We start from the raw sequence: 21310 nt of genomic DNA, 5'->3' as shown, positions 1-21310 counted from the left end.
GGTTGCCGTGCGGGCTAGGGTCGCGACCATGAGAGCAGTTCGCCGGTTCACCGTGCATCCCAGTCTGCCGGAGTCGTTGTCGGGACTGGGCGCGCTGGCCACCAACCTACGCTGGACGTGGCATCCGCCGACCCGGGACCTGTTCGCCTCCATCGACGACGACCTGTTCCGCAGCCTCAAGGACCCGTTGCGGATGCTGACCACCGTCGACCCCGCCCGGCTCGAGGAGCTCGCGGATGACGCGGACTTCCTGCAGCGCACCAGGGCCGCGACCGAGGACCTGCAGCGTTATCTCACCGAGCCGCGCTGGTACCAGCGTCGCGCCTCCGCGGTCGACGGCGACGGCAGCAGGCTTCCTGCTGCCGTCGCCTACTTCTCGATGGAGTTCGGGGTCACCGAGGCGTTGCCGAACTACTCCGGCGGGCTGGGGGTACTCGCGGCGGACCACCTGAAGGCCGCCTCCGATCTCGGCGCCCCGCTGATCGGTGTCGGCCCGCTCTACCGGGCGGGATACTTTCGCCAGGCACTCTCGCTGGACGGCTGGCAGGTGGAGCACTACCCGGTGATCGATCCCAGTGGGTTGCCGCTGGAACTGCTCGCCGAGCCCAGCGGGGAGCCCGTGCTGGTCCAGGTGGAGATGCCCGGCGGGCGGGACCTGCGGGCGCAGATCTGGATGGCCAGGGTCGGCCGGATCCCGTTGCTGCTGCTCGACACCGATGTCGAAGCCAACGACGAGGACCTGCGCAGGGTCACCGACCGGTTGTACGGCGGGGACGCCGACCACCGCATCCGGCAGGAGATCCTGGCCGGCATCGGCGGGGTGCGGGCGGTCCGCCGCTACTGTGAGCTGACCGGGCATCCGCAGCCGGAGGTCTTTCACACCAACGAGGGCCACGCGGGCTTCCTCGGGCTCGAGCGGGCGCGTGAGATCCTCGGCGGTGAACGTCTCGAATTCGAGGAGGCGTTGTCGGCCGTGCGAGCGGGGACCGTGTTCACCACGCACACACCCGTGCCCGCCGGTATCGACCGGTTTCCCGTCGACCTGGTGCAGCACTACTTCGGTGAGGGCAGGTTGCTGCCGGGCATCGAGGTGCGGCGGGTGCTCGCCCTCGGCGCGGAGGACAACCCCGGGATGTTCAACATGGCACATATGGGGTTGCGCCTTGCCCAGCGCGCGAACGGGGTCTCGGCCCTGCACGGCAGGGTGTCGCGGCGGATGTTCGCGCGGCTGTGGACGGGCTTCGACGAGAACGAGGTGCCGATCTCGTCGGTTACCAACGGGGTGCACGGGCCGACCTGGGTCGCGCGCGAGATGACGGCGCTGCTGGGTGGCAATGACGAGGAATGGGGGCACGACGGCGATTCCGGCACGGCCAGCGCGGTCAGCGACGAGCAGTTGTGGGACCTGCGCCGGGATCTGCGCGGTAAGCTGGTGGCCGAGGTACGCAGGCGGTTGCGGGCCTCGTGGCTGCAGCGGGGCGCCTCCGCGCTGGAACTCGGCTGGACCGACTCGGTGTTCGACCCGGACGTGCTCACGGTCGGCTTCGCCCGGCGCGTGCCGACGTACAAGCGGCTCACACTGATGCTGCGCGACCCCGAGCGGCTGCGGGCGCTGCTGCTGGACGAGCAGCGCCCCATCCAGGTGGTCGTCGCCGGGAAGTCGCATCCCGCCGACGAGGGCGGGAAGGCCCTGATCCAGCAGATCGTCCGTTTCGTCGACGATCCCGCTGTGCGCCACCGCATCGTCTTTCTGCCCGACTACGACATGTCGATGGCCCGATACCTCTACCGTGGCTGTGACGTCTGGCTCAACAATCCGACCCGGCCGCTGGAGGCCTGCGGCACGTCCGGGATGAAGTCGGCGCTCAACGGCGGACTGAACCTCTCCATCCGCGACGGCTGGTGGGACGAGTGCTACGACGGCAGCAACGGCTGGGCCATTCCGACGGCGGACGGGGTCACCGATCCGCTGCGGCGGGACGACCTCGAAGCGGCCGCGCTGTACGAACTGCTGGGCCAGCAGATCGCGCCGCTGTTCTACGACCGGGACGCGGCGGGGGTGCCTGCGGGCTGGTTGTCGATGGTGTGGCACACGCTGCGCACGCTGGGGCCGAGGGTGCAGGCCTCGCGGATGGTGCGGGAGTACGTCGAGTCCTACTACCGCCCGGCCGCGACCATGGCCGCCGCCGCGATCGGCGGTGACTACGCGGGTGCCCGTTCGCTCGCCGGATATCGGGCAAGGCTGGGGATGTCGTGGGGGCGGGTGCGGATCCTCGACACCGAACTGCAGACGGAGGTCGCGGAGGACCATGCGGCGTTCGTCGTGGGGAAGGAGATCAGGGTGCGGGCGAATGTGGATCTCGCCGGCCTCGACCCGGCCGATGTGCACGTCCAGGCGGTGGTGGGCAAGGTCGGGGACACCGACGACCTGTTGCATCCGGTGACCGTGCCGATGTCCCACACCGGAATCGGCGAGTTCAGCACCACGCTGCGCCTGCCGCACGCCGGTGCCCTCGGTTACACGGTGCGGGTCCTGCCCCGACACGATCTGCTGGCCAGTCCGGCGGAACTCGGCAAGGTGATCCTCCCATGAGGAGGGTCGCGGGAACTTTCGCGCGGCGGTTCTCCGCCACGAAGGTAGAATCTTGTACTATCGACCCTAGTAGTGACGCGAGCCCACGGTTCGCACCGCTGCTGCCGAAGTCCGTGAGCCGCCTCCCCCCTCGGCTCCGGCCTTCGTGTCGAATGCCGGGTAGGGCCTGACCCCCAGGGGCCCTACCCGGCGCTCGGCAACAGGGGGCAGACGAGGACGCTGAGCGCGCCCAGCAGTGCGAATGCCGTCAGCGTCGGCAGGGCGACGGCCAGCACGGCGGCGACACCGGTGACGAAGTGACGTACGGCTCGGGGCCATGTGTCGGTTCTCTCGAGATGGCGTAGTCGGGCAGCGGTCTCTCCACCAGCCATGGCGAGTGCGCCGGGGAGAGTGGACTGCGCGGTCAGGGTGAGCAGGGCGGAGCGCACGGCGCCCCGCCCGCACTCCCGAACCGCCGCACGATCGGCGGCCAGCTCGACCTGTAGTCGGAGCACGCCCGGCGCCAGCCGCATCAGGGGGACGAATCCCAGGGCCTTCGCCACGGTTTCGGCGATCGCGATCACTTGGTGATGGCGCCCGTGCAGGTGCGCGTGTTCGTGGGCGAGGACGGCCCGCAGTTCGTCGGGGGACAGCCGGTCAGCGAGGCTGCGAGTGGCCACGATGAGGGCGTCGCGACCACCGAGGCTGTAGGCCATCGGTCTGTCGTGCTCGATCCAGAGCATCGGGGCGACACCGTCGCGCGACGGCCGCAGGATGCGCAGTGCCTCCAGATGGGGTCGGCGAACCGCGTCCTGCCTGCGGGCGGTTCTGGCCGTGGACGCGGCCATGCGCACCAGCACCACCGCCGCGACAGCGAGGCTGAGCGCGGCGACCGCCGGGTCGAGTTGGGGCAGGTGGCTGTGGCCCAGTGCCGCCCAGCAGTGGTGCATGGCCTGCGTGATCGTGCCCGCGGGACCGTGTCCCGGCAGCACGAGCAGCAGGCCGCCGGCCAGCACGGTGACGCCGGTGCCCACCATCGCCGCGAGCCAGCACACGATGACGATCGCCGGATCGACCACACCGCTGAGGCTGTGCAGGGCTCTGGGCCCCCACCAGCCGATCACGACCCCGCCCAGCAGCAGTGCGGTTGCGAGGATCATCGCCTTCCCGGCCGGCCGCGCAACGCCTTGCGCAGGACTTCCGACTCCTCGGCGGAAACCGACCTGGCGAAATGCAGCAGGACCGACTCGGGGTCGCCCGTCGAGTCGAGCACCTCGCGCAGGGCGAGCGCCGCCGCCTCTTCGCGACTGCTGGCGGCGCGGTAGGCGTAGGCGCGTCCGTCCAGCTCACGGACCACCAGCTCCTTGCGATGCAGGTTGTCCAGAACGGTCAGGATGGTGGTGTAGGCGAGATTGCGCCGCTGGTTCAGCTCCTCGAGCACCTGCCGCACCCGCAGTGGTTCGGCGGCACGCCACAGCACGTCCATCACCGAAGCTTCCAGTGCACCAAGCCGCACGGCGGTCACCTCCTCGCGAGGTTTCAATGTACTGGGTCGCGCGGGCCGCCCCGCGATCCGCGGGGTGATCAGCGTGCTTGTCATATACCCCCTACCCGTATAATGTTCTGACGCGAAGGCCCCCGCGCGGCAGCGGAATCAACCGAGTTCGGCAGAAAGGCGCACGACTGTGTCTGTGCAGCACCAGCACGAGCATCACGACCACCACGATGGACAGCACGAGCACCGTGCCTCGGGACACGCCGAGCACGGCGGTGCGCACAGCGCGACCTGGGGAAGCGCCGCCTCGGCCACCCTGCACTGCCTCACCGGCTGCGCGATCGGCGAAGTGCTCGGCATGGTCATCGGCACCTGGCTCGGACTGCATCCGGTCGCCACCATCGCGCTCGCGATCGCGCTCGCGTTCTTCTTCGGCTATGCGCTGAGCATGCGCGGAGTAATGCGGGCAGGCGTCGGGTTCAGGCAGGCCCTCAAGGTGGCGCTCGCCGCGGACACGATCTCGATCACGGTCATGGAGATCGTCGACAACGGCGTGATGGTCGTCGTTCCCGGTGCGATGTCCGCCGGTCTGGCCAGCGTGTTGTTCTGGGGTGCGTTGGCCTTCGCCTTCCTCGTCGCGTTCGTCGTGACGGTTCCAGTCAACAAGTGGTTGATCGGAAAGGGCCGCGGGCACGCCGTCGCGCACGCTTACCACCACTGACCGGCAGCCCGGCGCCGCGTCGTGCATGGCGGTGGCCAGGCTCGACGAGTAACTCTCGTTGCAGAAGATGACCACTTTGTTGTCCGCGCGGATCAGCGGAATGCGGTGCTCGCACGCCGGATCCAGGCGCCACTCCGGATGGATGCGCTCGACCGGGACCGAGCCGGGGATCGTGCCCTCCGCGACCCGGTTCGCGACCGGCCGGATGTCCACCAGCAGCGCTCCTGCCTGCCGCAGCATGCGGCCTGCGCCGGTGTGGCCCTGACCAGCCGCGCGCGGGCGGTGACGAGCGCTCCTCGATGCCACCCATCAGCAGGCCCTGCCTATCCCGAACCCCACCGCGGGATCCGGTGCCGTGCCTGCGGGGTCGAAGCGCAGCAGCGCCGTCAGCGGGGCGCCGAAGGCGGTGGCCACGGTCGCCCCGCCCCCACGTTTCCCAGCAGGTGGAAGCGGGGGAGGGGTCGTCGTGATGGCTGTCGCCCGGGTCGGTGACAATGGGGGTCGTGAGCGAGCCGACCCAGCACAGTGACCTTGCTGATCTTGACGACCTCGTGGTGCGGATGGCCGGCGTCGGCGTGCGACGCGGGGGCAACACATTGCTCGCCGACCTCGACTGGTCGGTGGAGCTCGACGAACGCTGGGTGGTGCTCGGGCCCAACGGCGCGGGCAAGACCACTCTGCTCCGGCTCGCGGCCGCGGAACTGCATCCGACGTCGGGCACGGTGCATGTCCTCGGCGAGCGGCTGGGGCGGGTGGACGTCTTCGAGTTGCGACCGCGGATCGGCTTCACATCCGCCGCACTCGCGAATCGGGTCCCGGGTGACGAGACCGTGCGGGACGTCGTCATCAGCGCGGGTTACGCCGTGCTCGGGCGGTGGCGCGAGGCGTACGAGTCGCTCGACACCGAGCGCGCCGACGAGTTGCTGGCCGCCCTTGGGATCAAGCACCTGGCCACCCGGACCTTCGGCACCCTGTCCGAGGGCGAGCGCAAGCGCACCCTGATCGCCAGGTCGTTGATGACCGACCCGGAGATGCTGTTGCTCGACGAGCCGGCCGCGGGGCTCGACCTGGGCGGCAGGGAAGACCTCGTCGCCCGGTTGTCCACGTTCGCGATGGACCCGGACGCGCCCGCGATGGTGTTGGTCACCCACCACGTGGAGGAGATTCCGCCCGGCTTCACCCACGCGCTGCTGCTCGGCGACGGCCGCACCGTCGCCTCCGGACTCATCGACGACGTGCTGACCAGCGAGAATCTCTCCGCAACCTTCGGGCAGGACCTGATGTTGCAGCGCTCGGGTGATCGCTTCTTCGCCCGGCGCCGGTAGCCTGCATTTACTGACCGGTAGCCTGCACGGATACCACGAGTATGAGGAGGATGGGCGTGGGCGAGTTCGTACGTCTCGAGGTCGAGGCCGGTGTGGGCACGATCCGGTTGGAGCGTCCGCCGGTCAACGCCCTGAACGACCAGGTGCAGCGCGAGCTCGCCGCTGTCGCGCGGGAGGCGAGCGAGCGTGACGACGTGCGCGCCGTGATCCTCTACGGCGGTGAGAAGACCTTCGCGGGGGGCGCCGACATCAAGGAGATGGCCGCGCGGTCCTACGTCGAGATGTCCTCGTTCGGCGCCGACCTCTCCAACTCGCTCACGGCGCTCGCCGAGATTCCGAAGCCGACGGTAGCCGCGATCACCGGCTACGCGCTGGGCGGCGGGCTCGAACTCGCGCTCACCGCGGACCGCAGGGTCGTGGGCGACAACGTCAAGGTGGGCCAGCCGGAGATTCAGCTCGGCATCATCCCCGGGGCCGGCGGCACGCAGCGACTGGCCCGGCTGATCGGTCCGAGCAAGGCGAAGGACCTCGTCTACACCGGACGGTTCGTCAAGGCCGATGAGGCGCTCGCCATCGGTCTTGTCGACGAGGTAGTGGCCCCGGACGACGTCTACGCCGCCGCGCACAAGTGGGCCGCGCAGTTCGCGGGCGGTCCCGCGGTTGCTCTCAAGGCGGCCAAGGCGGCGATCGACGGCGGGCTCGACATGGACCTGCGCAACGGTCTCAAGCTGGAGACGAACCTGTTCGTCGCACTGTGGGCAACCGAGGACCAGCGGAACGGGATGCAGTCGTTCATCGAGAACGGCCCCGGCAAGGCCACTTTCGAAGGCAGGTGACACGGGCATGACGGACGTGACGGACCCGGTCCCCAACCCGCACGCGACCGCGGAGCAGGTGCAGGCGGCCTTCGGCGATCCCAAGCTGGCCAACGTGCTCTACCACGACTGGGAAGCGGGCACGTACGACGAGAAGTGGTCGATCTCGTACGACGAGCGCTGCATCACCTACGCGACGGACGTCTTCACCGCGGTGGCCGGGGAGCAGGACCAGCCCTACCCCACGGCGATGGAACTTGGCAGCGGCACCGGATTCTTCCTGCTCAATCTCATGCAGGGCGGGCTGATCAAGCGCGGGTCCGTCACCGACCTCTCGCCGGGAATGGTGCAGGTGGCGTTGCGCAACGCCGAGAAGCTCGGTCTCGACGTGGACGGCAGGGTGGCCGACGCGGAGCGCATCCCGTACCCGGACAACAGCTTCGATCTGGTTATCGGGCATGCCGTGCTGCACCACATTCCGGACGTGCGGGCAGCGCTGCGTGAGGTGCTGCGCGTGCTCAAGCCCGGCGGCCGCTTTGTGTTCTGCGGCGAGCCGACCAAGATCGGTGACACCTATGCGCGAAAGCTCGGGCAGCTGACCTGGTGGCTCACCACGAAGGTGACCAGGCTGCCCGCGTTGAGCGCGTGGCGCAGGCCGCAGGAGGAGCTGGACGAGTCCTCCAGGGCGGCGGCACTGGAAGCCGTGGTCGACCTGCACACCTTTGATCCGGCCGACCTCGAGCGCACGGCACTCGGCGCGGGGGCCATCGATGTCCGTGCCGTCACCGAGGAGTTCGCGGCGGCGCTGGCGGGTTGGCCGATCCGGACGTTCGAGGCCGCGGTGCCGCAGGAGAAACTCACCCTGCGCTGGCGCCTGTTCGCGTACAAGCTCTGGCTGCAACTGTCTGCTTTGGACAAGAAGTTGCTGTCGAAGGTGGTGCCGAGGCAGCTGTTCTACAACGTCATGATCACCGGTGTGAAGCCGCCTGCGGCGACGGAGTTGTAGCTAATTGGCCTATGCCTTCTCCGCGGCGGACATCGCCTTTCTGCGCTCGAGCGGCGGCGAGGACGCCCTTGCGGCGTGCGCCGATCTGCCGCTGACCGCGGACAGCCGCATCGGCGACGTCGCGGCGGCACGGCGGATCTGCGGCCCTGAGCATGCCGCCGCGGTGCTGGAGACGGTGATGCTGCGCCGGAAGGCGGAGACCAAGCTGGCGGCGTCCGGGGCATGGTTGTTCACCGGGGAGGCGTTGCAGCAGGCGAGTGCGACCGCCGTCGCCGCCCACAGGGCAGGCCGGCTCGCCGGCCGGGATGTGCACGACGTCACCTGTTCGATCGGGGCAGATCTTGTCGAGCTGGCCGCCGTCGCCAACCGGTGCATCGGGTCGGATCTGGACCCGGTGCGACTGTCGATGGCCAGGCACAACTGCGCTGAGGCGGTGGTCGCGCCCGTGCTCACGCTGGCGGACGCCCTGCGCCCGACGTCGAGGGGCACCGTCGTTGTCGCCGATCCCGCGCGCCGCGACTCCGCCGGCAGGCGGACCTGGCGTCCCGGCGATTTCGCCCCACCACTGGACGAACTGGCCGACGCCTATCCGGGCCGGGACCTGGTGGTGAAGTGCGCACCCGGCATCGACCCGGCCGTCGCCCCGTGGGCGGGAGAGGTGGAGCTGGTGTCGCTCGACGGCCAGGTGCGCGAAGCCTGCCTGTTCGGTCCGGGCCTGGCCACAACCGCGCGAAGGGCGACCGTCCTGCGTTCGGACGGAACACAGTGGACGGTGACGGACCGGGAACCGGATGACACCGGTGTCGGCGAGCCAGGTGAGTGGATCGTCGATCCCGACGGTGCGGTCGTCCGTGCGGGCCTGGTCCGGCACTACGGAGCTCGGCACGGCCTGTGGCAGCTCGACGAGCGGATCGCCTACCTCACCGGCGATGCCCCGCCGCCCGGTGTGCGGGCCTTCCGGGTGCTCGACGACGGCCCGTACAGCGAGAAGAGCCTGCGGGCGACCCTGCGCCGGTTCGACGTCGGCCGGGTGGAGATCCTCGTCCGCGGGCTGGACATCGACCCGAACGCGTTGCGCAAACGTCTGAAGCCGAGCGGCAGGTCCGAAGCCAGCGTCGTGCTGACCCGGATCGGCCGCTCTCCCCGAGCGTTCCTCTGCCGAGCGGAGCGCATCCCGGCCTGAGCCGCCCCGCACCCACGCGCCCAGGTTGGTGCGCCTGCAAGTACCCCCAAGCAAGATCCACTTAGCTGTTTCCGCATCCCAGTGCAGCTCGGAAGCGGGATGGCTAACCCGTAGTGAGAGGTGTCAGAACCCCTGCTCGGCGACGGAAAACTGCGCCCATGATCTTGCTTGGGTGTACTTGCAGGCACGCAAAGGCATATCGGCGTGTTACCGGCTAGAGCGGATTGATGGTAACTTGATGGTATGAGTGCAGGTACGGCAGGTTGGGAACTGGGTGAGCGGCACGCGACGGCAGGCGGGGTGGTCCGCTGGGCGCGAATGGGGAAGGGCGAGCCGGTGGTGCTGCTGCACGGCACGCCGTTCTCCTCGGCCGTGTGGCGGGATATCGCCGCGGCCCTCGCGCGTACGCATCAGGTCTACGTCTGGGACATGCTCGGCTACGGCCAGTCCGAGATGCGCGCGGGGCAGGACGTCTCCCTCGCCGCTCAACAGGGCATCTTCGCGTCACTGCTGGAGCACTGGGGGCTCGACGAACCCACGGTCATCGCGCACGACTTCGGCGGAGCCGTCGCCTTGCGCGCCCATCTGCTCAGTGGTGTGCGCTACCGCGCGCTCGCCCTCGTCGACCCGGTCGCGCTCGCGCCGTGGGGTTCGCCGTTCTTCCGGTTGGTCCGCGACAACGCGACCGTGTTCGGGCAGCTCCCGGCCGGTCTGCATGCCGCGCTCGTGCGTGAGTACGTGAACTCCGCCAGCGGTCCCGGTCTGCATCCGGCCGCCCTCGGCAGACTGGTCCAGCCCTGGCTCGAGGGGGAGGGGCAGGCCGCGTTCTACCGGCAGATCGCGCAGGCCGACCAGCGCTACACCGACGAGATCGAGCCACGCTATGCGGAGATCGACCTCCCGGTGCTCGTGTGCTGGGGCGAGGACGACACCTGGATCCCCGTCGCGAAGGGCGAGCAGCTCGCCGATGCCATCCCGGGAGCGCGACTGCGGCGTATCCCCGGAGCGGGTCATCTGGTGCAGGAAGACGCACCCGCCGAACTCACCGCGGCGTTGGTGGAGTTTCTCGGCGAACGCTGACGCGCGTTCGAGGTCGCCCGGTCAGTTTCTGTCCGAGGACGGCACATCGTTCAGGGCTCCGGCCAGCGGAGCGAGTTCGGGCGTCTGCTTCGCCTCGGCCAGGGCGCTTTCGAGTGCTGCGTCGTGAGTAGGGCGGGCCTCGCCCAGCAACGCCCAGCCGCGCTCGGTGAGCTCGGTGTAGATCCCCCGCCGGTCGTCCTTGCACAGGACCCTGGTCAGCAGGTCGCGGTCTTCGAGGCGGTTCACCAGCCGCGAGGTCGCACTGCCCGAAAGGGCGGCGGCGCGGGCAAGTTGCTGCATGCGCATATGCCACCCGTCCTGCCGCGACAGCGCATCGAGAACCGTGAACTCAACGACCGAGAGCTCGTGCCTGCGCAGTGCCTTCTCGAGTGTGGTCTCGATGAGCCCGTACAGCGCGGCCAGGGTCCGCCAGCCGTGGGCCCGGATCTCCACGGCGTCGTCGGCGATCCCCATCGCAACCTCCTCGTATGAGCGGCGCGGCAAGGCCATCGCCACACTCGCACTATACACGCTCGCGCCTTTATGGCGCGCTTGCAACTAATCAGCCGATGCAACCGTTGTCACTGTCGAACGACCCGAATCGCGGTCTCGATCGCGAGCAGCCGGGTCGGGGAGAGTCCGAACATCGTCCGGAAGCTGTCGCTGAAGTGGGAGGGGCTGGCGAAACCCGCCTCCGTCGCCGCCCTGGTGAGGTCGTGCCGCTCGGCCAGCAGCACGCCTGCCCGCAGCATTCGGGCCCACAGCCGGTACCGGCGGAAGCTTGTGCCCGTGTGCTCACGGAACAGGTGGAGGAACCTCGACGTCGACAGGCCTGCCGACCGCGAGAGTTCGTCCGCGGACAGTGTGGAGCCTTCCGGTTCGAGCAGGCGGCGGGCGGCTTCGGCCATTCGACCGTCCCTCGTGGCGTGCGTTTCGGGCCCGGCGAGATCGAGCCAGTGTCCGGCTTCGACGTGCGTGGCCGATCCGGTCAGCCGCGCCGCGAGATCGATCAGCGCGTTTTCGGCGGAATGTCCATGCCGGACCCGATCGTCACCGTGGGTCATCCGTGCACGGCAGGCAAGTTCCCTGCCGGAAGCCGGATCGAGGTAGCAGAACGCCATTCGCTGTCCGTGTGCGATCAGCCGGTGCGTGGAGCGTGCGGCGATCAGAGCACTGTGGACGGTACGTTCGCCGTGCTCGGACGTGTCGACGGTGAACGGGGCGTCCACGCCGACCGCGAGGCACGACACCGACCCCGAATGTGGGCCGAGGTCCAGTGACGGCCCCAGGTAAAGGGCCTGGCCAGGCCACAACCACAGTGCCGGACAGCAGGATTCTGGAAGCGGGCGCGTGGACTGCTGGTTCATCCTGGCTCCCTTGAGTGCCGGTGCCGAGGAGGATACGTGGCCAACGTGGTGATCATCGCAGTCGGAGTGTTCTTTCTGGCCATGGGTGTCTATGCGCTGACCGCCCCCGCGGCGCTGGCTCGCCCCTTCCGGATCGTCGTCGAGGAACCGGAGAGCCGGTCGGAAATCCGCGCTGTGTACGGCGGATTCGGCATCGCCGTCGCGGTCGTGCTCGTGCTGGCGGTCTTCGATGTGGCGGGGATTCGGGCGGGTGTCGTGGTCACGGTCGCGGCGGCACTGGCCGGAATGGCCTTCGGCAGGCTGGTCTCCAGGTTCCTGGATCGTCCGACCTCGTTCTACCCGGTCTGGTTCTACTTCTGGGTGGAGGTCGTCGCCGCCGGAGTGCTCGTCATAGCGCAGTTCTCCGAGCTGTGAGTGGCGCCGGTCAGCCGCGGTGGCGCTGGTAGTGCCGCGCGGCTCGGGCGCGGTTACCGCACGCGGTGCAGCACCACTCCCGGCGCGGGTGATCCTTGACGAAGTACAGGACGCAGCCGGGGGCGTAACAGGCACGCAGGAGCAGCCGGTCCTCGCCGGTGAAGAGTTCGACGGCGTCGGTGGCAATGGTGGCCAGTGAACGGGTGGCCGGGGTGGCGGTGCCCGTGGTGCGTCGCCGTAACCGCCCCTCGTCGAGGTCGAGCTGCGGCCACGTGGTCGCCTGCGTGACCGTGTGGTTGACGTCGGCGACGGCGCGCCCGAGGTCGGTGGTCGCGGACTCCGCGGCCGGACGGGAGTCCTCGGTCAGAAGCGCGGCAAGGCGGCGCAGTGCGTCCCGGAGGGTCCGGAACCGGTCCACATCCCTCCGGGTCAGCTCCCAGCCGCCGGGGTCGCCGTCGTCCGGCTCGTGTACCGCTGTCAGCCACGCGCGCAGGTCCCCGATGGTCCGCAGCGAATCGTGCACTCCGCCGCGGTCGGCCCAGATAGTGCTCATCAACCGCACCGGAGCGGGCTCTTCCGGAAGCGGCAGCGCGAACGGCTCACTCAGGCTGTCCATCACCTAACGGTATCACCCACTTGCATCCGTTAGGCAGATCTGCTTAGCTTCTAACGTCAACAATTCGAAGCAACCGTTAGAAATTGCTTCCCGGTCAAAGGACTACTCATGAGCCAGCTCCGTCTGATCGACCCCGCGACCGCCTCGAAGCCGGCCGCCGATCTGCTTGACGCCGTGCGGCGCAACCTCGGCGTCGTCCCGAACATGACCAGGGCGATGGCAAACAGTCCCGCCTTGCTGAACGGGTACCTGGGGTTGTCGGGTGCGTTGAACCAGGGCGTTCTGAGTCCGGAAACCCGCGAACGTATCGCCCTGACCGTTGCCCAGGCCAACGGCTGCGAGTACTGCCTCTCGGCCCACAGCTACCTGGCAGAGCACGTTGCCCACCTCGACGCGGACGACATCGCGGAAGCGCGCAAGGCGCAGGCAGCCGACCCCAAGACCGCAGCGATCCTCGCGCTGGCCGCAGCCGTCAACGAGGGCCGTGGTGCGGTGCGGGGCGAGGTGCTCGACGCGGCGCGGGAGGCCGGCGTCGACGATGCGGAGATCGCCGAGACGATCGGGCAGGTCGCGTTGAACGTGCTGACCAACTACTTCAACAAGGCGATCGCCGTGGAGATCGACTTTCCCCACGTCAGGGCCTGAACCCACAAGTACGACAGGAGTACCGATGACTCGTCCACCCGTTCCCCCCTTCGATGAAGCCAGTGCAAGGCAGAAGGTGCAGGCCGCCGAGGATGCCTGGAACACCAGGGATCCGCAGCGCGTGGCCCTGGCGTACACAGTGGACTCCGTATGGCGAAACCGGTCGGATTTCGTGACCGGACGCGAGGAGATCGTGGAATTCCTGACCAAGAAGTGGCAGCGAGAGCTCGACTACGCGCTGCGCAAGAGTCTGTGGGCGTTCACCGAGGACCACATCGCCGTCCGGTTCCAGTACGAGTGGCGAGACCACGCAGGACAGTGGTGGCGAAGCTACGGCAACGAGAACTGGGAGTTCGACGCCGACGGCTACATGCGCAGCCGCGAAGCCAGCATCAACGATGTGCCGATCACGGCCGAACAGCGTCGTATCTTCGGTCCCCGCGGCGATGACGAGCGCGAGCACGTCATTCCCCTGCGCTGACCCGGAAACTGACGATCCAGGGAGAAGGCATGCACATCTCGGGACTGTGGCGGTATCCGGTGAAGTCGATGGGCGGGGAACCACTGGAGGAGGCGGAACTCACCGACAACGGCATCACCGGCGACCGGGTGGTGCATGTCCGTGGCAAACGCGGGTTGCTGACCGGCCGTACCCGCAGCGGTCTGCTCACGGTGCCTGTGACCACTGGGCCGCGTGGTGTCCCACGGGTGAACGGCCACCCGTGGGACACCCCCGCCGCCGCGGCCACCGTGCGTGCGCGAGGGGGAGCGGACGCACATCTCGTTGCCTACCAGGGGCCGGAGCGGTTCGACGTGCTCAACCTGCTGGTCGCCACCGACGGTGCGGTGCGCCGGTTCGGTGGCGACATCCGGCGGCTGCGACCGAACATCCTGGTCGGCGACGTGCCGCCGGACGCCGAGCGGGAGTGGCCGGGCCAGGCCCTGGCTGTCGGCGACGCGGTCATCGGCATCCACTCCGTCCGGCAGCGGTGCATCGTCACCTCCATCGACCCCGATTCAGGGGAGCAGGACCTCGCGGTGTCCCGGCGCATCCGCACCCTGTTCGGCAACGAGCTCTGTCTGAACTGCTGGGTCATCGAGCCCGGCACGATTCGGCCGGGCGACTCGGTCGCGCTCGTCTCGACGGAGGCACGGCCGAGGGGCGCCTGACCGTGAGACGTTAGCCGGATTCCTTGCGCCGGCCGGAAAATCTGTGCCACCACGTCGTCCGCTGATTCGGCTCCTCCGGCGTGGTGGCCTTTTTCTCTCCGGCCTCGGCCCGGTCCGCGTGCCATTGCCGTAGCACGTCGTCAACGTTCACCGGCCCCAGTGGCACCTGCGGGCCGGACGGTGCCCGCAACCATCGCACGATCTGCTCGTTGAGCTCCGCCACGACGTCGCGCACCGCCTGCTCGGTTGGCAGGCCGCGCACCGCGTCGGGCAACCGTTCGATTTCCTTGCGCAGCCGCAGCGGGGTCGGCAGCAGCGCTTCCGCCGACAGTCCTTCGCGCTCCATCTTCTGTCTGATCCACCACATCTCGTCATGGGGTTTGTTCAGGTCGGGCAGAGGTTTTCCGGTGCCTGGAAGGTTGTCCAGCTCGCCGCGCTCACCGGCTTCGCGAATCTGTTTGTCCACCCACGACTCGAAGGTGACGCCGGGTGGCTTGCGTTCGGTCATGACTTCCCCCCGGGGACGGCGGCGGTAACCACTTATGATGATACATCAGTATCAATACGAGCGGGACTGGACGGGCTCTGTTCGGGAATGTACTTTGTGTTGCAAAGTCAACGATCGGGGAAACGGTGAACAGTCAGGCCCAGCAAGCAGAACAGACCCTGTCCGACATCCAGCGAATCCGGGAGCGAAGCAAAAAACTGACGCATGGCGGCGCCTGGCTGCCCGCACTGCTGCTCGGCGCCCTTGTGTTGGCCAGCATTGCTTTGTACAAGTACCCCTTTGCCGAACCAGTGGCCAGCGCCGACGGGGTGCTCAGAGTCGCAGAGTTGGACGGCTGGCGCTATCCCTACTGGATGGGGCTTCCCGCGACGCCGCACAGCTATCTCGGGGCCTATCTCTTCTGGTTCCTTGGACTGCCGTTGGTCGTCATCCTTACCGGAGCGTGGTACCGATGGCGGGGCCGCAAACTCGGGATGACGGTCGCGTGGCAGTGGTACGCGGGCATCACGCTGGCGGTGCTCGGCCTGCTGGCGATCGTGGCGGCAGTTCCGAGCCAGCCGGTTCTCCCCACCGGTGCGCCTGGGGCTCCGGGGCAGGCAGGCGTGCTGACCCCGTTGCTCGTGGTGGCTGTGGCCGCGATCGCGCTCGCTGTGGTGGAGCGCAGTCGGGCTCTGGCCTTCGGCGGTGCGTGGCTGGGACTGATCGCGGCTTGGCACTGCACGATGTCGATGGGTGGCTTGCCCAATGGCCAACTCACCCTGTTCGGGTTGCATCTGCCGGGGCCGGTGCTGATTCTGGCGGCGCTCCCGCTCCTCGTTTTCGGGGTACTGGGCTGGTGGAAAGACCGCAGGGGCGCACGATGAAACCAGACCCCGAGTCCCACCCCGCGCTTGCCCTTGACGAGACAACACATCAGCGAGTCCGCCTCGGTATCCTTGCGGTGTTGGCGGAAACGGCCGAGTGCACGTTTCCCGCGCTGCGCGAGCAGCTCGAACTCACGGACGGGAATCTGAGCCGGCACCTCAAGATCCTCGAGGAGGCGGGCCTGGTCGAGCTTCGCAAGACGTTCGAGGACCGGCGGCCTCGTACGTGGCTCAAGCTGACAAAGCAGGGGCGAAAGTCGCTGCGCAGCCAGCTCGAACTGATGGAGAAACTGGTCGCCAGGCTGGATTCCACAATGGAAAAAGAGTAAGGCCGAGGCATCGGGAACGGGTAGCGTGCGGGAATGGCTGGTACCAGAGATGATTTCCTGCACACTGCCCGTTCCGCTGCGGATCTGCTCCGTGATCCCGCGGTGGCCGCGGGGTGGAGTGAGCCGAGTGCGTTGCCGGAGTTCACTGTCGCAGGCCTCGCAGGTCACCTGGCACAACAGGTTCTCGCGGTGCCACAGCTCCTGAGCGGGCCGCTGCCGCAGGAGCGGACCGTTCCCCTGCTGGAACACTACGCCCAGGTGAAGTGGATCGACGCGGCACTGGACGACGACGTCAACGTCCGGATCCGCGAGGGTGGTGAGCAAATCGCGGCCGAGGGTCATCCGGAACTGGTCGCGCGGCTCGATTCCACCATCAACGAGCTGGCGGAAACCCTGGCCACGCAGCCGGACAGGCCTGTGCGCATGCCGTTCTGGGGACCGTGGTCGCTGCTGCTCGACGACCTGTTGATCACTCGGATGATGGAACTCGCGGTGCACTCCGACGACCTGGCTGTCAGCGTCGGCCTTGATACACCGGCCCTTCCACGGAGTGCCGTGGAGCAGGTGATCGATCTCCTGTCCCGGCTGGCGGTGCGCAGGCACGGCCAGACCGCGGTTCTGCGCGCCCTCAGCCGCGCCGAACGCGCCCCGGAGACCATCACGGCGTTCTGAGAGGTCGGGAGGTCTGCTACCGTGAACGGCATGCAGCGCGCAGGAATGACGACGACGCCGGAGAGTGTCCCGGCGCGCTGACAGCTGTCTTGAGTCCGAAGCCCCGGGGCGAGTGCCCCGGGGCTTCGTCGTGTGGTCACTCGTCTCAGCATCCGCGAGGAGACCACAATGCACGACCATCGCAAGCTCGGCCGCGAACTGGGCCTGTTCGACACCGACCCGTTGATCGGCGCCGGTTTGCCGTACTGGCTGCCCGACGGCGCGGTTGTCCGGCACACCCTGGAGGAGTACATCCGGGACGTCGAACGCCGAGCGGGCTACCAGCATGTGTACTCGCCCGTGCTGGGCAAACGGGAGCTGTACGAGATATCGGGGCACTGGTCCCACTACAGCGAGGACATGTTCCCGCCGATGGAGCTCGGCGGCGAACAGTTCGTGCTCCGGCCGAGCCTGTGCCCGCACCACGCGCTGATCTACCGCTCCCGTGCCCACAGCTACCGCGAACTCCCCCTGCGCCTGGCCGAGCTGGGTGGCATGCATCGCGCAGAACTCTCGGGCGTGCTCGGCGGGCTGACCCGGGTACGGGCGATCCAGCTCAACGACGCACATGTCTTTTGCACTCCGGACCAGGTCGCCGATGAGGCGAGCGCCGCGCTGGACCTGATCGGCGAGGCGTACGAGGCGCTCGGTATCCACGCCGTCCGGTATCGGCTCTCCCTGCCAGGGGCGGATGGCAAGTACGTCGCGGACTCCGGAATGTGGCAGCGTGCCGCGGCATTGCTGACCACCGTGCTCGACCGTTCCGGCCTCCCCTACCACGCTGTCGAAGGGGAGGCGGCCTTCTACGGCCCCAAGATCGACGTGCAGGTCGCCGACAGCGCCGGCCGTGAGTCCACCCTGTCCACCGTCCAGATCGATTTCCACCAGCCCGAGCAGTTCAACCTGCACTACGTCGGTCCCGACTCCGCGAAGCACCGGCCGGTCATGGTTCACCGGAGCATCATCGGCAGCGTCGAGCGAGCCGTCGCGCACCTCGTCGAGTCGAACGGTGGCGCGTTTCCCGCCTGGCTCGCGCCCACCCAGATCGCGGTCCTTCCGGTCACCGGCGCCGAACTGCCGGAAGCCAGGAGGTTACTGAACCGATGTGTCGACATCGGGCTGCGGGCGAAGATTCTCGAGCCGGACCACGGCACTCTTGGCGCTCGGATAAGGGCTCTCAGGCTCGTTCCCTTTCAGGCGGTCATCGGCGCAAGGGAGGTCGCCAGCGGGCACCTAACCCTGCGCCTGCGTGACGGACGCAGGCCGCATCCCCTGCCCGCCGAGGAAGCCCTGAGCCGGATCACCGGGCTGATCGCCGATCGCGGTACCGGCCTGTGGGGAGAGATCAGTGCTTCCGGATGACCCGTTCGGTCTCGCCGGGCTTCCAGATCGTGACGTCCAGATGACCCTCGCCGACCTGGACGGCCGAAGCGCTGGTCAGCACGGCTTCGTAGAAGTGGTCGAACTCCTGCCCGCGCAGGTCGAAGCCGGTCTCCTCGTACAGTGCGGTGGCGAACCGCTGATGCAGCGCTGTGTCCCTGACGTCGTTGGCCACTCCCCATACCTTCGCGTCTCCCTCCTTGACCTCCGGATCGACGGTCGCGGTGTGCAGGCAGAAGCGCGGGTCTCGGGCGAGGTCGCGGAACTTGGTGGTGTTCGGCATTCCCACGATCCACAGCCGATCCTCGAAGACTCGTGGTTCGACCGGGCTGATCCGTGGGGAGCCGTCCGAGCGCAGCGTCGCGAGTAGACAGAGATTGCCTGCCGCGGTATGACGGCGGACGAAGATCTCGGCCGTGCGCGGCGCGCCTTCGGTGAACTCTTGCCAACTGGTCATAACGGCGACTGTCCGGCAATACCTTGACAGGTCCCGTCATCGTTTCCTGGCGTGAACGAGACGTCCGATTGCCGCCAGCCCCGCGGCTCGCCCTGCGGCAAAACTTGGCGCATGACGGCAACGACCACTGCACACACCCGGATCGAACCCGGCATCCTGTACTTCGGGACGCCGGTTGTGCTGCTTTCCACCGACAATGAGGACGGGTCGGCCAACCTGGCTCCGATGTCCTCGGCCTTCTGGCTCGGCTGGCGCGCCATGCTGGGGCTGGGCACCCGCTCCAAGACGGCGCAGAACATGCGACGGACCGGTGAGTGCGTGCTGAACCTGCCGTCCGATTCGCTCGCTGCCGCCGTCGACCGGCTGGCGTTGACCACAGGCGCGAACCCCGTGCCTCCGCGAAAGGTCGACCGTGGCTACCGGTTCGAGCCGGACAAGTTCGACCGGGCCGGCCTGACCCCGATTGCCTCCGAGACCGTGTCGCCGCCCCGGGTGGCGGAGTGCCCCGTGGTCATGGAAGCGGTGGTCGAGGCAGAGCATTCGGTGGCCGATGCCGACGCGGCGCAGCGGGGCGCTGTGGTGGCCTTCGAGGTGCGCATCCAGCGGGTGCACGTACACGAGCGGATTCGGTTGCGGGGAACGGACGACCGTATCGATCCGGACGCGTGGCGGCCGCTGATCATGAGCTTCCAGAAGCTCTACGGGCTGGGTCCCCAGGTGCACCCGTCCACCCTCGCGCGGATCCCGGAGCGGCTCTACCGAGGTCCGGACATCGACCGGGCGCGTGAGGTGCCAACGCGGGGTGTCAGAGCTGGCTGAACCAGTTCCGTACGGCGGTTACTCCTCCTGCCCCGAGGGCGACCATGAGGGCGATGCGTGCGTGTGTGGACGTGAGACCTCTGGCGCTGATCGCTCCGACCTTCGTGGCGAGCCCGCTGCCGTCGCGTGATTGGTCGGCGGCCGCACGGTGAGTGCGGGCACGTGACGCGAGCACGACGGGGATATCCCATTCGGTGAGTTCGTTGATGGTGGAGAACAGTTCGACGGGGACGTTTCCCGTTCCGGTGCCTTCGAGCACGATGCCTCGCGCGCCGGCGTCGACAGCGGCGTGCAGCAGGGCGGAGGTGATTCCCGGATAGGTCTTGATCACCGCCACGTCCGATTCCGGGATTCCGTCGACGTACTGGGGGCGCGCTGGTGGGATTCCGGTAACGACGACCTCGCCGTCGGTGACACGGCCCAGAGGTGGATGTGGTGCCGAGGAGAACGGCGACCTGATCGTGGTGTCGGCAAGGGTCGCCCAGCGGGCGGAGTGCAGAACGCCGTTGAAGCAGACAAGAGCACCGAGACCGGTGGTGGCTGGGGCAGCCGCCGCGGTGATGGCAGCCGAGAGATTTGCCGGACCATCGGTGTCGGGCGCGTCCAGACAGCGGATGGCTCCGGTGAAGACGATCCCACCCCGTGTGGCGGCACAACCCGCCATCAGGTCGGTAAGGAATGCCGTCTCCTCGAGGGTGTCCACGCCGTGGGTGACGACCACTCCCTCGAATCCGTCGTCCAGCAGCGCCGTACGCACTCTGCGCGCCAGGGCCAGCATGGTGCCGGGAGAGGTATCCCAACTGGGCTCAGCCCGCACCTCCTCCACCCGCGTCTGGAGCGGTGCCGTGTCCACGGCTGCGGCTGCGAGCAGTTCGGTGCCCGACGCGATCGTGGGCTGGCCGGAATACTGGCGATAGGCGATCGTGTCGCCGGTCGTCACGAGCAGAACGTCAGTCATTCCGCGACCGGCCCGGATTGCCGCTCCAGCCGTTCGATTCGGGCGAGTACGGGCCCCATTTCCTGACGGACGATCGTGGAGATCATGGTCGCCGCGTCCGCGGGAGTGCCGGCGCCTGCCTGGGCGCGAAGGTGGGTGTAGCCGCTGAGCGCGGCCACGACCGCACGGCGGGTAGAGCGTAGTTCGATGCCCAGTTCGCGCAGGACATTTCCCGCAGTTCCTTCGGGTTCACCGAGTAGGCCGAGCAGGAGGTGCTCGCAGCCCACGTAGTTGTGTCCCAGTGTGATGGCTTCGGTGACGGTCAGTTCGAGTGCGCTGGCGGCAGGCCCGCTGAACTGGGTCGCCGTGGCGTTCTCGGGCCGATCGGCGGAAGCGGCTGCCGCTCTGGTCAACACTCGTTCCACCTGTGCGGGATCGGCATCCACGGCGCGCAGCACATGCAGCGCCAGATTGCCTCCCTCGGCGAGCATTCCGTACAACAGATGCTCGCTGCCGACGCTGGCCGCGTCGTCCGCCCTGGCCTTCTCGATCGCCAGCCTGATCACGGCACGCGTTCGCTCGGTGAACTGGGACAGCTCCGTCGTCGGGTCATCGGACTCGAGATCGCCCAGCACGGTCGCCCGGATCGCGGCCATTCGACGCACCGACTGTTCCAGTGCCCGCTGGCAGATGGCCGAGACCGGCACGCCCGTAGCCTTCACGCTCTCCGCCAGTTCGTCTGACACGTACACGTTGATCTTCGGCATGTATATCGCTCCCAAGGACAGCGGGCATTGGATGTAACCCCAACTATAACCCTACGGGGGGTTATGTCTATTGCACTGCCGTTCCTTGCGGCCATCTGATACCTAGAAGTACTATGCATCGTACTTCTAG

At 68.1% G+C, this 21310-nt stretch carries 25 protein-coding genes and 1 pseudogene; 16 read left to right on the top strand and 10 right to left on the bottom strand.

The window, feature by feature from the left end; translation table 11 throughout:
* The first annotated feature begins 28 nt into the window (after positions 1-28).
* Entirely contained in the window at positions 29-2593 is a 2565-nt protein-coding gene (gene glgP / locus BM199_RS11070; protein WP_091672599.1) for an alpha-glucan family phosphorylase, read from the top strand.
* A 182-nt stretch (positions 2594-2775) separates the two neighbouring features.
* Here glgP and BM199_RS11065 read toward each other — a convergent pair whose 3' ends face one another.
* Complete coding sequence (locus BM199_RS11065; protein ID WP_091672597.1) at positions 2776-3732, bottom strand: M56 family metallopeptidase; 957 nt, start codon at positions 3730-3732, stop codon at positions 2776-2778.
* A complete protein-coding gene (locus BM199_RS11060; RefSeq protein WP_091672596.1) occupies positions 3729-4172 on the bottom strand; it encodes a BlaI/MecI/CopY family transcriptional regulator in 444 nt (147 codons plus the stop codon). Before BM199_RS11060 ends, BM199_RS11065 begins: the two co-directional genes overlap by 4 nt.
* 91 nt (positions 4173-4263) lie before the next feature.
* Here BM199_RS11060 and BM199_RS11055 point away from each other — a divergent pair, with 91 nt between their 5' ends.
* Positions 4264-4788 (top strand): DUF4396 domain-containing protein, encoded by a 525-nt coding sequence (locus BM199_RS11055; RefSeq protein ID WP_245788295.1) that lies wholly within the window; start codon positions 4264-4266, stop codon positions 4786-4788.
* 51 nt (positions 4789-4839) lie between these two features.
* On the opposite strand, the pseudogene BM199_RS34500 reads toward BM199_RS11055, so the two are convergent.
* Positions 4840-5028 (bottom strand): annotated as a pseudogene (locus BM199_RS34500) (rhodanese-like domain-containing protein); the annotation flags it as partial.
* Positions 5029-5282: 254 nt separating this feature from the next.
* Between BM199_RS34500 and BM199_RS11050 the strand changes: the two are divergent.
* The 5 genes from BM199_RS11050 to BM199_RS11030 all read left to right on the top strand — a co-directional run bounded on the left by BM199_RS11050 (position 5283) and on the right by BM199_RS11030 (position 10197).
* Positions 5283-6113, top strand: coding sequence for an ABC transporter ATP-binding protein (locus BM199_RS11050; protein ID WP_177242571.1), 831 nt, complete (start codon positions 5283-5285; stop codon positions 6111-6113).
* 56 nt (positions 6114-6169) lie between these two features.
* Positions 6170-6949: an enoyl-CoA hydratase/isomerase family protein gene (locus tag BM199_RS11045; RefSeq protein WP_091672727.1), complete on the top strand. Its 780-nt coding sequence runs from the start codon at positions 6170-6172 to the stop codon at positions 6947-6949.
* Positions 6950-6956: 7 nt separating this feature from the next.
* Positions 6957-7934 carry a class I SAM-dependent methyltransferase gene (locus BM199_RS11040; protein WP_091672592.1) on the top strand — a complete coding sequence of 326 codons (978 nt, stop codon included), beginning with the start codon at positions 6957-6959 and terminating at the stop codon, positions 7932-7934.
* A gap of 4 nt (positions 7935-7938) precedes the next feature.
* The gene (locus BM199_RS11035; protein ID WP_091672591.1) at positions 7939-9117 is read left to right on the top strand and encodes a THUMP-like domain-containing protein; all 1179 of its coding nucleotides are present in this window, start codon (positions 7939-7941) and stop codon (positions 9115-9117) included.
* A gap of 243 nt (positions 9118-9360) precedes the next feature.
* Complete coding sequence (locus tag BM199_RS11030; RefSeq protein ID WP_091672589.1) at positions 9361-10197, top strand: alpha/beta fold hydrolase; 837 nt, start codon at positions 9361-9363, stop codon at positions 10195-10197.
* 21 nt (positions 10198-10218) lie between these two features.
* Here BM199_RS11030 and BM199_RS11025 read toward each other — a convergent pair whose 3' ends face one another.
* Positions 10219-10671, bottom strand: a complete 453-nt coding sequence (locus BM199_RS11025) for a MarR family winged helix-turn-helix transcriptional regulator (protein WP_091672587.1) — start codon at positions 10669-10671, stop codon at positions 10219-10221.
* 107 nt (positions 10672-10778) lie between these two features.
* Positions 10779-11564: an AraC family transcriptional regulator gene (locus BM199_RS11020; RefSeq protein ID WP_091672585.1), complete on the bottom strand. Its 786-nt coding sequence runs from the start codon at positions 11562-11564 to the stop codon at positions 10779-10781.
* A gap of 36 nt (positions 11565-11600) precedes the next feature.
* Here BM199_RS11020 and BM199_RS11015 point away from each other — a divergent pair, with 36 nt between their 5' ends.
* The gene (locus BM199_RS11015; protein WP_091672583.1) at positions 11601-11978 is read left to right on the top strand and encodes a DUF4345 domain-containing protein; all 378 of its coding nucleotides are present in this window, start codon (positions 11601-11603) and stop codon (positions 11976-11978) included.
* A 10-nt stretch (positions 11979-11988) separates the two neighbouring features.
* Here the strand turns inward: BM199_RS11015 and BM199_RS11010 are convergent, their stop codons facing one another.
* Positions 11989-12594 carry a CGNR zinc finger domain-containing protein gene (locus BM199_RS11010; protein WP_091672582.1) on the bottom strand — a complete coding sequence of 202 codons (606 nt, stop codon included), beginning with the start codon at positions 12592-12594 and terminating at the stop codon, positions 11989-11991.
* Between the two features lie 108 nt (positions 12595-12702).
* Between BM199_RS11010 and BM199_RS11005 the strand changes: the two genes are divergently transcribed.
* From BM199_RS11005 to BM199_RS10995, 3 genes are read left to right on the top strand one after another with little or no spacing between them, the layout of a single operon-like run.
* A complete protein-coding gene (locus BM199_RS11005; RefSeq protein WP_091672580.1) occupies positions 12703-13239 on the top strand; it encodes a carboxymuconolactone decarboxylase family protein in 537 nt (178 codons plus the stop codon).
* Positions 13240-13264: 25 nt separating this feature from the next.
* Positions 13265-13720 (top strand): nuclear transport factor 2 family protein, encoded by a 456-nt coding sequence (locus BM199_RS11000; RefSeq protein ID WP_091672579.1) that lies wholly within the window; start codon positions 13265-13267, stop codon positions 13718-13720.
* Between the two features lie 29 nt (positions 13721-13749).
* Positions 13750-14409 carry an MOSC domain-containing protein gene (locus BM199_RS10995; RefSeq protein WP_091672577.1) on the top strand — a complete coding sequence of 220 codons (660 nt, stop codon included), beginning with the start codon at positions 13750-13752 and terminating at the stop codon, positions 14407-14409.
* A 10-nt stretch (positions 14410-14419) separates the two neighbouring features.
* Here the strand turns inward: BM199_RS10995 and BM199_RS10990 are convergent, their stop codons facing one another.
* Complete coding sequence (locus BM199_RS10990) at positions 14420-14917, bottom strand: DnaJ family domain-containing protein (protein ID WP_091672575.1); 498 nt, start codon at positions 14915-14917, stop codon at positions 14420-14422.
* A 125-nt stretch (positions 14918-15042) separates the two neighbouring features.
* On the opposite strand from BM199_RS10990, the gene BM199_RS10985 reads away from it, so the two are divergent.
* The 4 genes from BM199_RS10985 to thrS all read left to right on the top strand — a co-directional run bounded on the left by BM199_RS10985 (position 15043) and on the right by thrS (position 18182).
* Positions 15043-15780, top strand: coding sequence for a hypothetical protein (locus tag BM199_RS10985; protein WP_091672573.1), 738 nt, complete (start codon positions 15043-15045; stop codon positions 15778-15780).
* The gene (locus BM199_RS10980) at positions 15777-16109 is read left to right on the top strand and encodes a winged helix-turn-helix domain-containing protein (RefSeq protein ID WP_091672571.1); all 333 of its coding nucleotides are present in this window, start codon (positions 15777-15779) and stop codon (positions 16107-16109) included. The genes BM199_RS10985 and BM199_RS10980 overlap by 4 nt, the downstream gene beginning before the upstream one ends.
* 33 nt (positions 16110-16142) lie before the next feature.
* A complete protein-coding gene (locus BM199_RS10975; RefSeq protein ID WP_091672570.1) occupies positions 16143-16781 on the top strand; it encodes a maleylpyruvate isomerase N-terminal domain-containing protein in 639 nt (212 codons plus the stop codon).
* Between the two features lie 132 nt (positions 16782-16913).
* A complete protein-coding gene (gene thrS / locus BM199_RS10970) occupies positions 16914-18182 on the top strand; it encodes a threonine--tRNA ligase (protein WP_342741705.1) in 1269 nt (422 codons plus the stop codon).
* On the opposite strand, the gene BM199_RS10965 is transcribed toward thrS, so the two are convergent.
* The gene (locus tag BM199_RS10965) at positions 18166-18657 is read right to left on the bottom strand and encodes a pyridoxamine 5'-phosphate oxidase family protein (RefSeq protein WP_091672567.1); all 492 of its coding nucleotides are present in this window, start codon (positions 18655-18657) and stop codon (positions 18166-18168) included. The two genes, thrS and BM199_RS10965, sit on opposite strands and share 17 nt — an antisense overlap.
* Positions 18658-18768: 111 nt before the next feature.
* Here BM199_RS10965 and BM199_RS10960 point away from each other — a divergent pair, with 111 nt between their 5' ends.
* Positions 18769-19476, top strand: coding sequence for a flavin reductase family protein (locus BM199_RS10960; RefSeq protein ID WP_091672566.1), 708 nt, complete (start codon positions 18769-18771; stop codon positions 19474-19476).
* On the opposite strand, the gene BM199_RS10955 is transcribed toward BM199_RS10960, so the two are convergent.
* A complete protein-coding gene (locus BM199_RS10955; protein WP_091672564.1) occupies positions 19463-20434 on the bottom strand; it encodes an asparaginase in 972 nt (323 codons plus the stop codon). The two genes, BM199_RS10960 and BM199_RS10955, sit on opposite strands and share 14 nt — an antisense overlap.
* Positions 20431-21180 (bottom strand): Clp protease N-terminal domain-containing protein, encoded by a 750-nt coding sequence (locus BM199_RS10950; protein ID WP_091672563.1) that lies wholly within the window; start codon positions 21178-21180, stop codon positions 20431-20433. The genes BM199_RS10955 and BM199_RS10950 overlap by 4 nt, the downstream gene beginning before the upstream one ends.
* Between the last annotated feature and the right edge of the window lie 130 nt (positions 21181-21310).

Source organism: Amycolatopsis marina (genome assembly GCF_900111885.1).
Classification (GTDB): domain Bacteria; phylum Actinomycetota; class Actinomycetes; order Mycobacteriales; family Pseudonocardiaceae; genus Amycolatopsis; species Amycolatopsis marina.
The sequence above is the reverse complement of the archived record's forward strand: the minus strand, read 5'-3'. Positions and strand labels throughout refer to the sequence as shown.